We start from the raw sequence: 11,460 nt of genomic DNA, 5'->3' as shown, positions 1-11,460 counted from the left end.
GCTCAACTCCTTGACCATGAACGAGTGTCAAGAAGGAGCCGAAGCCACCGTCAAGCAGCAACCGAAACCCTGTAAAGCAAGAACCCGAGCCACTCCGTCAAGGAGGACCCGGGCTCATACAGGGAGTCGGAGCCGCCTGTCGGAATCGAACCGACGACCTAATCATTACGAGTGATTCGCTCTACCGACTGAGCTAAGGCGGCGTGGCCTGCCGAGCGCGCTCGGTGGACCGCGGGCGAGTATACGGAGGCGGCTGGCCGGGACTGAAATCACGGTCCACCGGCTAGGTTCGGGAGCGACCGCACATTCCTCATCTCAGGAGGCACGATGCCCACTCGCACCGCACGCACGGCCTGGAACGGCGGACTCCAGGACGGCTCCGGCCAGGTCGAGCTGACCAGCTCCAAGGTCGGCACGTACGACGTCAGCTTCCCCAAGCGCGCCGCGGAGGACGCGGGCGGGACGACGAGCCCCGAGGAGCTCGTCGCCGCGGCCCATTCCTCGTGCTACGCGATGCAGCTCTCCGCGCTCGTCGCGGAGGCCGGCGGCACGCCCCAGGCCCTCGACGTGACGGCCGACGTGACCCTCGGCGAGGACAAGGAGGCGGGCGGCTTCAAGCTCACCGGCATCAAGCTCACCGTCCGCGGCGAGGTCGACGGGCTGGACGAGGCGGGCTTCAAGGAGGCCGCCGAGAAGGCCAAGGCCGGCTGCCCGATCAGCAAGGCGCTCGCGGCCGTCGACATCACGCTCGACGCCGCGCTCGAGGGCTGACGCCCTCGTCGCCGGGGCCCGTCCCGTCACCGCGAGGCGACGGGGCGGGCCTTCGTCGTGCCGGCGGCCTCCCGCCGCAGCTCGGCCAGCCGCTCGCGGAGCACCGGGTCGCGCATCACCTCGGCGACGGTCGGGCAGTCCGCGGGCCCGGTGGCTCCGGGCACGCACAGGCTGCACATGTCCCCCGGCCGCAACGGGCACCGTGCGTCGACGTACGCCATGCCTCCACGCTAGGCAGCGAACGTCGGTGAGCCGTAGGGCCGAAGGTCCCCCGGGATCAGCAGGACGTGCCGTCGGCAGGGACGTCGCCGTCCAGCAGGTAGTCCTCGACGATCGTGTCGATGCACTCGTTGCCGGCGTTGTAGGCGGTGTGGCCGTCGCCGTCGCGCTCGACGAGCACGCCGGAGTCGAGCTGGGCGGAGAGGGCATGCGCCCACTTGAGCGGCGTGGCGGGGTCGCGGCTGGTGCCGAGCACGACGATCGGCGCGGCGCCCTCGCCGCGGATGGTCAGCGGCTCCTCGCTCGAGGTGACGTCCACGCCGCGACAGCCGGCCATCCCCCAGGCGAAGACCCGCCCGAAGGTCGGCGAGGCCTCCTCGAACTCCGGGAACAGCGACGGCACCTTCGCGAACGGCACGGAGGTCGGGTCGTCGAGGCAGTTGATCGAGTAGTTGGCCTCGACCGAGTTGTCGGCGTAGCTGCCGTCGGGGTTGCGCGAGGCGTAGGCGTCGGCCAGGGACATCAGCGCCGAGCCCTTGCCGTCGAGCGCGGACGCCAGTGCGGTGCTGAGCAGGAACCAGTAGTCGCGGTTGTAGAGCGGGGTGATGACGCCGTAGAACGCGTTGCCGATCGTCAGCTCGCGGTCGCCCGCGGGCAGCGGCTGCTCCTCGATCGAGTCGAGCAGGTCGGTGATTGTGGCCAGCCCCTCCTCGACGGTGTCGCCGAGGAAGCAGTTGTCGGTCGTGTCGAGGCAGTTCTGCACGTAGGCCCGCAGCGCCGTCTCGAAGCCCGCGGCCTGCTCCAGCGCCAGCGACTTCGCGTCGAGCGAGACGTCGACCGCACCGTCGAGGACGAAGCGGCCCACCTTGTCGGGGAACAGCTCGGCGTAGGTCGCACCGAGCTCGGTGCCGTAGGAGGCGCCGAAGTAGCTGAGCCGGTCCTCTCCCAGCGCCGAGCGGAGCACGTCCATGTCGCGGGCGGCCTCGATGGTGGTCACGTGGCCGACGACCGGGCCGGAGCCGGCCACGCACTTCTCGCCGAACGACAGCACCGCCGAGCGGTAGCCGGCCAGCTCCTCCGCCGTGTCGGGCGTCGGGTCGCCCGCGAGGTAGGCGTCGAGCTCGGAGTCGCTGAAGCAGTCGACGGGGGCCGAGTCGCCCACGCCGCGGGGGTCGAAGCCGACGATGTCGAAGCCGTCGAGCAGCGGCTCGCGGAACACCTGCCCGCCCGCGGCGGCGTACGTCGTACCGCGGGCGCCGGGGCCACCGGGGTTCACCACCAGGGAGCCCACGCGCTGCCCCTGGGCGGGGACACGGAGCAGCGACAGGTCGATCGTCTCCCCCTGTGGGTCGGCGTAGTCGACCGGCACCGTGAGGAAGCCGCAGTCGTGGTCGTCGTCGCTCTCGCAGGGCTGCCAGTCGATGCGCTGGGAGTAGAGGTCGGCGAGCTCCGCGGACGGGGCCTCGGTGACGGTCGCCGGCGGCGGAGTCGTCGGCGAGGGCGTCGGCTCCGCGGCCGGGGAGGAGTCCGGGGTGGCCCCCTGGATCGCGAGGCCGACCGCCACGAAGGCGGTCAGCGCGAGCGCGAGGACGGCGACGAGCGCGACCGCCTTCTTCATCAGCGTCCTCCGGGCAGTCGCAGCGCGACCGTCATCGACTCCAGTGCCAGCTGGGGCGGCACGTTGAACTCCAGCATCTGCTCGCGGGCGGTGAAGATCCCGTCGATCATCCGCAGCAGCTCCTCCGGCGAGGCCGCCCGCGCGACGACCGCGACGTCGCCGCGCAGCTCCTCGTTGACGAGCAGCCCGGGGGCGCCGACCGACAGCGCGATCGCGTCGCGGTAGACCGACACGAGGTCCATCAGCGCACGGTCGATCACGTCGAGCACACGGCGCTTGGCCTTCTGCTTCTGCAGCTTCTCGAGCCCGGCGAGGGCGGCGCGGTAGGAGCGGCTCGTGGTGTCCTTGCGCTCGCTGCCAAAGATCGCCTGGAGCTCCTGCAGCTCACGGCGCTCCGCCTCGGCCGTGATCGCTTCGGTCTCCTCCTTGGCGAGCTCGGCGAGGTTCGTGGCGGCCGTCATGCAGGAGCCGAGGGACGTCAGGCGGGCCGGGATGCTGATCACCTCGCGCCGGCGGGTGCGGGTCTCCTCGTCGAGGGCCAGGGCGCGGGCGCGGCCGATGTGGCCCTGGCTGGCGCGGGCGGCGAAGCCGGCCATGGTCTCGGAGATGCCGTCGTTGCTGGCGAGGAAGGCCGCGACGTCACGCGTGCCGGGCGTCGCGAGCGTCAGGGTGCGGCAGCGCGAGCGGATCGTCGGCAGCACGTCCTGCACGGTCGGTGCGCACAGCAGCCAGACCGTCTTGGGGGTCGGCTCCTCGATCGCCTTGAGTAGCGCGTTGCCGGTGCGCGGGTTCTCCGGGGTGCCGAGCCGGTCGGCGTCCTCGATCACCACGATCTGCCAGCGCCCGATCGCGGGGAACTTCGCCGCCGACTGCACGAGGTCGCGCATGTCGTCGACGTAGAGCACGGAGGTCTCCGACTTCACCCAGGTGATGTCGGGGTGGGAACCGCTGATCCCGAGGCGGCACGCCTCGCACTCGCCGCAGCCGGTCTGCCGCTCGCACTGCAGCGCCGCGGCGAAGGCGCGGGCCACGTTGGACCGGCCGGAGCCGGGCGGCCCGGTGATCAGCCAGGCGTGGGTCATGCCGACGCCCGCGGCGGCGTGCTGGAGGACCTCGATCGTCGGCCGCTGGCCGACGAGGTCGGACCACACGGTGCGGGTCGCGGGGCTGGTCGGAGCGGTCACGAGCGCTCCAGGAGCGTGACGACCCGCTGCTGGATCGCGCTGGCGATGTCCTCGATGGGTGCCCGCGCGTCGAGGACGACGTAGTGGTCGGGGTCGGCGGCGGCGAGGCCGAGGAAGCCCTGCCGCACCCGCTGGTGGAACTCCAGCGACTGCCCCTCGATCCGGTCGCGGCCGGTGAACCGGTCCAGCCCGGTCTGCGGCTCGAGGTCGAGGACCACCGTCAGGTGCGGACGCAGGTCGCCGGTGGCCCACCGCGCGACCGCCTCGACCTGGGCGACGTCCAGCGTGCGGCCGGCGCCCTGGTAGGCCAGCGTGGAGTCGACGTAGCGGTCGGTGATGACGACCTCGCCGCGGGCCAGGGCGGGCAGCACGACGTGGTCGACGTGCTCGGCCTTGTCGGCGGCGTAGAGCAGGGCCTCCGTGCGGTCGGACAGGTCGCCGGTCGCCGGGTCCAGCACGATCCGACGCAGCTCCTTGCCGACGGACGTGTCACCGGGCTCGAAGGTCAGCAGCACCGTCTCGCCGCGCTCCACGAGCCAGTCGCGCAGCAGGCGCGACTGGGTGGACTTGCCCGCCCCCTCGCCGCCCTCGAAGCAGACGAACAGCCCCTGCTCGGCGTAGACCCCTGCACTCACGTGCCACACCCTACGGGCGGGGTGGGACAGGACGGTCGGACGGACCCAACACCGTTCGCTGCCGACCAGTCAGCCGTACGCCGGTGCCGGAGGGGTGGGTTCGGTCCGTACGACGGTCACCAGACCTGGAACCCGCGCCAGCCTCCGAGCACGAGCGACGCAAGGACGAATGCCCAACCTCCGGCGAGGCGGGGGCGCCGCGCTGCCGGCCGGAGCAGCCCGAGCGGTCCACCGAGCAGGAGGTAGGCGAGCATCCCCACCGGTCCGGAGGCGGCGACGAGCCAGAACCAGGCCCACCGTGTCGCGCGCCACGGCTGGGGCCCGCCGATGAGGAGAAGGACGGTCGCGGCCGCTGCGACGACCGCGATCCAGCCCGCCGCTCCGGGAACGCGCCAGCCCCCAAGCGTCCAGACCTCGCCGGGGCGACCGACGTAGGTGACGTCGACGTCCGGATCGAGGGTCTTCAGCATCTGCGCCGGGTCCTCGAGGACGTACGGTCGGCCCGCGTTGCCGGTGTCCTCGTGCGGATCGACGCCGTTGATGACGAGCACCTCGGTGTAGCGGCCGACCCCGTCGGTCCAGTGCAGGGTGACCGGCTGCTCGCCCATCCAGCTGACGCCCCCGGGGAGGAGGCCCTCGACCTCGACCTGCTCCACCGCTCCGCGCGCGACACCCTCCTGGAGGCGGCCGAGGTCGCTTCCCTTCTCGCCGGCAGCGAGCGCCAGCACCACCGCAGAGAGGAACAGGACCGCGATGCCCACGCCGGGCAGTCGCCAACGCAGGTCAGACCATTCGTCGTACGCCGCCCGCGCCGGCACCCTCGCGTCGACCGTCATGCCTCACCCCCGTTGCCGTGGCAGGAGCGTAGTGGCAGGGACGAGCGTCAGGACTTCTTGGCCGCGGCCTTCTTCGTCGTCTTCTTGGCGGTCGTCTTCTTCGCAGCAGCCTTCTTGGCGGGTGCCTTCTTCGCGCCCTTCTTGGCCGCCTTCTTGGCCGGGCCACGCTCACGCCGCTCGGCGAGCAGCTCGGCCGCGCGCTCCAGGGTGATCGACTCGACCGTGTCGTCCTTGCGGAGGGTGGCGTTGTACTCGCCGTCCGTGACGTACTCGCCGAAGCGGCCGGCCTTGACGATCACCGGCTGGCCGGAGACGGGGTCGTTGCCGAGCTCCTTGAGCGGCGGGGTGGCCGCGCCGCGCCCGCGCTGCTTGGGCTGGGCGTAGATCGCCTTGGCCTGGTCGAGCGTGATGTCGAAGATCTGGTCCTCGCTGGTGAGCGAGCGGGAGTCGGTGCCCTTCTTGAGGTAGGGCCCGTAGCGACCGTTCTGCGCGGTGATCTCGGTGCCGTCCTCGTCGACGCCGACGATGCGCGGCAGGTCGAGCAGCCGGACCGCCTGCTCGAGCGTCACCGTGTCGAGGGTCATCGACTTGAAGAGCGAGCCGGTGCGGGGCTTGGCCGACTTGGGTGCGTCGTCGGGCAGCAGCTCGGTGACGTAGGGGCCGAAACGACCGTTCTTGGCGACGATCTGCAGACCGGTGTCGGGGTGGTTGCCGACCACCTGCTCCTCGCCGGCCGGGTTGGCCAGCAGCTCCTTGGCCTTGGCCACGGTCAGCTCGTCGGGCGGCAGGTCGTCGGGGACGTTGGCGCGCACCGGCGCGCCAGCCTCTCCCTCGGCGCCGCCGTCGGGCCCCGGCCCCTCGACGTAGGGGCCGTAGCGGCCGACGCGGAGGTTGATGCCGTCCTCGGGCGTGCCGATCGGGAAGGTCGCCATCTCCTTGGCATCGATGTCGCCGAGCTCGGTGACCAGCGTCTTGAGGCCGGTGACGTCACCGGAGCCGTAGTAGAACTCGCCGAGCTCGGACACGCGGTCGCGGCGCCCGCCGGCGATGTCGTCGAGCACGTCCTCCATCGAGGCGGTGAACTCGTAGGACACCTGCCGCGGGAAGTGCTCCTCGAGCAGCCGGACGACCGAGAAGGCCAGCCACGCCGGCACCAGCGCGGTGCCCTTCTTGTAGACGTAGCCGCGGTTGAGGATCGTGCCGATGATCGAGGCGTAGGTCGACGGGCGGCCGATCTCGCGGTCCTCGAGCTCCTTGATGAGCGTGGCCTCGGTGTAGCGGGCCGGGGGCTTGGTCTCGTGGCCCTCGGGCGTGATCGAGGCCGCGGACACGGCCGCGCCCTCGGTGAGGTTGGGCAGCCGGGTCTCGGCGTCGTCACGGCGCTTGGACGCGTCGTCGATGTCCTCCACGTAGGCCTTGAGGAAGCCGTGGAAGGTGATCGTGCGACCGCTCGCGCTGAAGACCACGTCGCGGCCGTCGGCGGTCGCGCCCCCGATGCGGATCGTCACCGAGTTGCCGGTGGCGTCCTTCATCTGCGAGGCGACGGTGCGCATCCAGATCAGCTCGTAGAGGCGGAACTGCTCGCCGGACAGGCCGGTCTGCGCCGGGGTGCGGAACGTGTCGCCGGCCGGTCGAATCGCCTCGTGCGCCTCCTGCGCGTTCTTCACCTTGGAGGCGTAGGTCCGCGGCGAGTCAGGGAGGTACTCGGCGCCGTACAGCTCACGCACCTGGTCGCGTGCGGCACCCACCGCGGCGTCCGAGAGCGTCGTGGAGTCCGTACGCATGTAGGTGATGAAGCCGTTCTCGTAGAGCCGCTGCGCGACCGACATCGTCACGCTGGCGCTCATCCCGAGCTTGCGGCTGGCCTCCTGCTGCAGCGTGGTGGTGCGGAAGGGGGCGTACGGCGAGCGGCGGTAGGGCTTGGACTCCACCGAGCGGACGTCGTACGACGTCTCGCCCAGGCCGGCGGCCAACGCCTCGGCGTCGGCACGGCTGAGGTGGACGCGGTCTGCCTTGCCCTTCAGCTCGCCGGTGTTGTCGAAGTCCGCGCCGCGGGCGACGCGCACGTCGTCCACGCTGTAGAGCTTGGCGGGGAACATCCGCGGGTCGTGGCCGGTGCCGGCGTCGAAGGTGGCGTCGAGGTCCCAGTAGGAGGCGACGCGGAACTTCATCCGCTCCCGCTCGCGGTCGACGACCAGCCGGGTCGCCACCGACTGCACGCGGCCCGCGGACAGGCCGGACATGACCTTCTTCCACAGCACCGGGGAGACCTCGTAGCCGTAGAGGCGGTCGAGGATGCGGCGCGCCTCCTGGGCCTCGACGAGGTCGTCGTTGATCTCGCGCGGGTTCTCCACCGCGGCGAGGATCGCGGGCTTGGTGATCTCGTGGAACACCATCCGGTGGACCGGCAGGCCCTTCGGCGGCTTCAGCTCGTCGAGGAGGTGCCAGGCGATCGCCTCGCCCTCGCGGTCCTCATCGGTGGCGAGGTAGAGGGCGTCGGCGTCCTTGACCAGCTTCTTCAGCTTGGCGATGTGGCTCTTCTTGTCGCGCGGCACGACGTAGTAGGGCACGAAGCCGTTGTCGACGTCGACGGCGAGCCGGCCCCACGGCTTGTCCTTGATCTTCGCCGGGGTGTCGGCCGCGTTGTTGGGCAGGTCACGGATGTGACCGATCGATGACTCGACGACGTAGTCCGCGCCCAGGTAGCCGCCGATGGTGCGGGCCTTGGCCGGGGACTCGACGATGACGAGCTTTGCCACGTGTGTTTGCTCCCTCAAGTTCTTGCTGCTGATGTTGCTCAGCGCGGCAACGGTAGCGCCAGTTCCCGAGATCGCCACTCCTCACCGTCCACAGCAAGGCTCGGGCCCCACGTCACGAGGACGTGGGGCCCGGGCGGGTCAGGCGGTCGGACGGGTCAGAAGTCGAGACCCTCCAGGTAGCGGAACCCGGTGTTGGCGGTGGCCGCGGGCTGGAAGTCCGGGGTGTCGTTCTCGACGATGTACTCCTCGACCTGGTGGGCCTTGAAGATGGTCGGGAAGTCGATCACGCCGAGACCGAGGTCGGCCATGTCGCCGGGCTGCTGGTTGTAGAGCTTGATGGCGTCGGCACCGTGGCGGTCCTTGACGTGGTACTGGCGGACCTCCTGCGGGGCCGAGTGGATCACGTCGATCGCGAACTGCAGGGGGTCGGCCGCGCCCGTGTTCACGCCGCCGGTGTAGGCCCAGTAGAGGTCGACCTCGAGGTGGACCAGCTTGGGGTCGAGCGTGCTGGTGAGGATCTCCCACGGGGTCACCCCGCCCCCGAGGTCGATTGTGAACTCGTGGGCGTGGTTGTGGTAGCCGTAGCGCAGGCCACGCTTGCGGGCGGCCACCGCCTCGGTGTTCATCTGCTCGGCCCACCGCTCCCAGTCGCTCTTGAGGTTGGAGTTGAGGTAGGGCACGACGAGGTACTTCTGGCCGAACGTGTTGGCGTCGTCGAGCTTCTTGTTGAGCGCGGCCGGGTCGAGGGCCGTGCCGCCCTGGACGGTGCTGATGCCGTCGTGGCTCGACGAGGCCCAGATGCCACGCTTGTCCAGCTCGGCCTTGAGCTTGGCCGCCGTCTCGAGACCGGCGCCCGGGTAGAGGCCGGCGCGCTCGACGCGCTCGTAGCCGAACTTCGCGAGCTGGTCGAACTGCTGCAGGACGCTGGCGTTGGTCGTCATCGCCGAGCGCAGCGTGTAGAGCTGGATGCTGATCAGCTCGGTCTTCACCCGGTTCCGTCCGTAGCCGTGGCCGTGGCCCTGGCCGGGGTGCTGGCTGGGCTTGCCCGCGATCGCCGGGGAGCCGGCGGCGAGCACGGTGGCTCCCGCCGCGCCGGCGACGGCTCCGCGGAGCAGGCCGCGGCGGCTGGCGCCCTTCCTCTCGAGCGACTCGCGCAGGGCGGCGTCGCCGTCATATCCGAAACACATGTGCTGCCTTCTTCCTGGTTTTCTCGGGGGGTACTCGGGACGTCGGGGGTGTGGACCGGGGATGGGACAGGGGTGGGACGCCGGGGCGGGACCGGCACGAGCCGGCCCCGCCCCGGACGTCGTCAGCCGGCCGGCTCGAGGCGGACCTCGTCGGAGCCGGTGAGACCGGGCTCCGAGCCGGTGTCGGTGTACTGCGCGACGAAGACGGCCGAGAGGTCGTCGCTCGCGGGGTCGTGACCCTCGGGGACCGAGGTCGTCAGCGACCCGGTGCAGCCGGTGGCCGTGGACTGCGGGTGGCCGTGGCTGTCGTGGCCCAGCACGTAGGTCACGGTGACCCGGCTGCAGTCGACCGGCTCGTCGTCGGTGACCTTGACCTCGTACGTCACGGTGTCGCCGAAGCTGAACGCCTGGCCCGCCACCGGGGTGACGAACTCGACGACCGGGGCCTGGTTGCCGACGACGACGTCCACGTCGGTCGACGCGCGGCGCCCGCCCTGGTCGGTGACTGTCAGCGTGGCCCGGTAGCTGCCGTCCTTCTTGTAGGTGTAGGACCCGTTGGCCTTGCGGCTGTCGACCTTGCCGTCACCGTCGAAGTCCCAGGCGTACTTGAGCTTGGTGTCGCCGTCCGGGTCGGTGGTGCCGGCGCTCGAGAAGTCGACGGTCAGCGGCGCCTTGCCCGCCGTGGGCTCGGCCTCGATCGCCGGGACCGGGCTGCGGTTGCCGCCCTCGCCGACGAAGTCGATCCGGGAGAGCTGGGCGTCGGGGTTCTGGGCGAAGTAGCCGTCGCCGTACTCCAGCACGTAGAGCGCGCCGTCGGGGCCGAACTCCATGTCGATCGGGTTGTCGGTGACGATGTCGGCGACGACGTCCTCGATCGCGGCGACCTCACCGTCCTCGAGGTGGAAGCCCTTGATGTAGTCGCGGGTCCACTCGTAGAACAGCGGGGTGTCGTCGTAGCGCTCGGGCCAGGCGACGGGGTTGCGGCCCTTCGTGGCCTTGCGGTCGTACTGGTAGGCCGGTCCGGCCATCGGGCCGATGCCTCCGGTCTCGAGCTCCGGGAACTGCTGGGAGAGCCCGTAGGTGTACCAGACCTCCGGCTGCTCCACGGGCGGCAGCTCACGCAGGCCGGTGTTGTGGATCGAGTCGTTGACCGGGGCGTCGCAGTTGAACTTCGGACCGCTCGTGCGGGTGGCGAAGTCGAAGTCGTTGTAGGGCAGCTCCGCGGTGGCGCAGTAGGGCCAGCCGTAGTTGGACGGCTCGTCCACGACCGCCCACTTGCCGTGGCCGGCGGGGCCGCGGTTGGGGTTGGCGCTGCGGGCGTCCGGCGAGTAGTCGGCGACCCAGATGTCGTCGGTGTCGGGGTCGATCTCGATGCGGAACGGGTTGCGCCAGCCCATCGAGTAGATCTCCGGACGCGTCTTCGGCGTGCCCGGCGCGAACAGGTTGCCCTCCGGGATCGTGTAGCCGCCGCCGGCCTTGGGCGTGATCCGCAGGATCTTGCCGCGCAGGTCGTTGGTGTTGGCGGCGGTGCGCTGGGCGTCGAAGGCCGGGTTGCGGTCGGGTCGCTCGTCCAGCGGCACGTAGCCGTCGGACTGGAACGGGTTGGTGTCGTCACCGGTCGACAGGATCAGGTTGCCCGCCGAGTCGAAGACGATGTCGCCGCCGACGTGGCAGCAGATGCCGCGGTCGACGGGGACGTCGAGGATCTTCTGCTCGGACGCGAGGTCCACCTGGCCGCCGGAGTAGCGGAACCTGGCGACGGTCAGGTGGCCCTTGTAGGGAGCGAAGTCGGCCGCCGTGCCGGACTCCGGCGCGTCACCCTCGTTGATCGAGGTGGTCGCCGGGTCGTCCGCCGGGGTGTCGAGCACCGGCGAGTAGTAGAGGTAGATCCACTTGTTCTTCTTGCCGTCGTAGCCCGGATCGAGGGCGATGCTCTGCAGGCCCTCCTCGTCGTGGAGGTAGACCGGGATGCGGCCGGCGACGCTGTTCACGCCCGTGTCGGCGTCGTTGTGCCAGATGACGCCGGCACGCGTGGTGTGCAGGACGTCGCCGTTGGGCAGCACCGCGAGGTCGACGGGCTCGCCCGGACGGTCGTTGAGCGTGACCTTCTGGAACGCGCCGGCTGGCGGGGGCGGGGCCGTGTCGTCGTGGCCCTCGTGAGCGGTGGCCGCGGTGGTCACGGCCAGCATGGGCAGGCAGAGGGCGGCGCCGACGGCAGCCGTGAGCCCTGAGCGGTGAGGATGCTTCATTG

General features: G+C 70.9%; 9 protein-coding genes and 1 tRNA gene. 1 reads left to right on the top strand and 9 read right to left on the bottom strand.

What is annotated here, in order from left to right; genetic code table 11:
• Positions 1 to 130: 130 nt before the first annotated feature.
• Positions 131 to 203 (bottom strand) — tRNA-Thr (locus tag NYO98_RS21075).
• A gap of 124 nt (positions 204 to 327) precedes the next feature.
• Here NYO98_RS21075 and NYO98_RS21070 point away from each other — a divergent pair.
• Positions 328 to 771, top strand: a complete 444-nt coding sequence (locus NYO98_RS21070) for an OsmC family protein (RefSeq protein WP_268113853.1) — start codon at positions 328 to 330, stop codon at positions 769 to 771.
• A gap of 26 nt (positions 772 to 797) precedes the next feature.
• Here the strand turns inward: NYO98_RS21070 and NYO98_RS21065 are convergent, their stop codons facing one another.
• The 8 genes from NYO98_RS21065 to NYO98_RS21030 all read right to left on the bottom strand — a co-directional run bounded on the left by NYO98_RS21065 (position 798) and on the right by NYO98_RS21030 (position 11,458).
• The gene (locus NYO98_RS21065; RefSeq protein ID WP_268113852.1) at positions 798 to 992 is read right to left on the bottom strand and encodes a DUF6767 domain-containing protein; all 195 of its coding nucleotides are present in this window, start codon (positions 990 to 992) and stop codon (positions 798 to 800) included.
• A 56-nt stretch (positions 993 to 1,048) separates the two neighbouring features.
• Positions 1,049 to 2,608 (bottom strand): alpha/beta hydrolase, encoded by a 1,560-nt coding sequence (locus NYO98_RS21060; protein WP_268113850.1) that lies wholly within the window; start codon positions 2,606 to 2,608, stop codon positions 1,049 to 1,051.
• Positions 2,608 to 3,792, bottom strand: coding sequence for a DNA polymerase III subunit delta' (locus tag NYO98_RS21055; RefSeq protein ID WP_268113849.1), 1,185 nt, complete (start codon positions 3,790 to 3,792; stop codon positions 2,608 to 2,610). Before NYO98_RS21055 ends, NYO98_RS21060 begins: the two co-directional genes overlap by 1 nt.
• On the bottom strand, positions 3,789 to 4,427 hold the full coding sequence (tmk, locus tag NYO98_RS21050; protein ID WP_268113848.1) for a dTMP kinase: 639 nt from the start codon (positions 4,425 to 4,427) through the stop codon (positions 3,789 to 3,791). Before tmk ends, NYO98_RS21055 begins: the two co-directional genes overlap by 4 nt.
• Before the next feature lie 116 nt (positions 4,428 to 4,543).
• Positions 4,544 to 5,263 carry a hypothetical protein gene (locus NYO98_RS21045; RefSeq protein ID WP_268113847.1) on the bottom strand — a complete coding sequence of 240 codons (720 nt, stop codon included), beginning with the start codon at positions 5,261 to 5,263 and terminating at the stop codon, positions 4,544 to 4,546.
• Between the two features lie 47 nt (positions 5,264 to 5,310).
• On the bottom strand, positions 5,311 to 8,022 hold the full coding sequence (gene topA, locus NYO98_RS21040) for a type I DNA topoisomerase (protein WP_268113846.1): 2,712 nt from the start codon (positions 8,020 to 8,022) through the stop codon (positions 5,311 to 5,313).
• A 155-nt stretch (positions 8,023 to 8,177) separates the two neighbouring features.
• Positions 8,178 to 9,209, bottom strand: coding sequence for a sugar phosphate isomerase/epimerase family protein (locus tag NYO98_RS21035; protein ID WP_268113845.1), 1,032 nt, complete (start codon positions 9,207 to 9,209; stop codon positions 8,178 to 8,180).
• 122 nt (positions 9,210 to 9,331) lie between these two features.
• Positions 9,332 to 11,458, bottom strand: a complete 2,127-nt coding sequence (locus NYO98_RS21030) for a PQQ-dependent sugar dehydrogenase (protein ID WP_268113844.1) — start codon at positions 11,456 to 11,458, stop codon at positions 9,332 to 9,334.
• Positions 11,459 to 11,460: the final 2 nt, after the last annotated feature.

It is taken from the genome of Nocardioides pini (assembly GCF_026712185.1).
GTDB classification, from domain to species: domain Bacteria; phylum Actinomycetota; class Actinomycetes; order Propionibacteriales; family Nocardioidaceae; genus Nocardioides; species Nocardioides pini.
Note: the sequence above shows the minus strand (reverse complement) of the source record. Positions and strands in the feature narration are given on the sequence as shown.

Bases quoted from the DNA above. Each gene is read 5' to 3' on its own strand.
- NYO98_RS21070 (WP_268113853.1), top strand. From the start codon at position 328: ATGCCCACTCGCACCGCACGCACGGCCTGGAACGGCGGACTCCAGGAC.
- NYO98_RS21065 (WP_268113852.1), bottom strand. From the start codon at position 992: ATGGCGTACGTCGACGCACGGTGCCCGTTGCGGCCGGGGGACATGTGC.
- NYO98_RS21060 (WP_268113850.1), bottom strand. From the start codon at position 2,608: ATGAAGAAGGCGGTCGCGCTCGTCGCCGTCCTCGCGCTCGCGCTGACC.
- NYO98_RS21045 (WP_268113847.1), bottom strand. From the start codon at position 5,263: ATGACGGTCGACGCGAGGGTGCCGGCGCGGGCGGCGTACGACGAATGG.
- NYO98_RS21035 (WP_268113845.1), bottom strand. From the start codon at position 9,209: ATGTGTTTCGGATATGACGGCGACGCCGCCCTGCGCGAGTCGCTCGAG.
- NYO98_RS21030 (WP_268113844.1), bottom strand. From the start codon at position 11,458: ATGAAGCATCCTCACCGCTCAGGGCTCACGGCTGCCGTCGGCGCCGCC.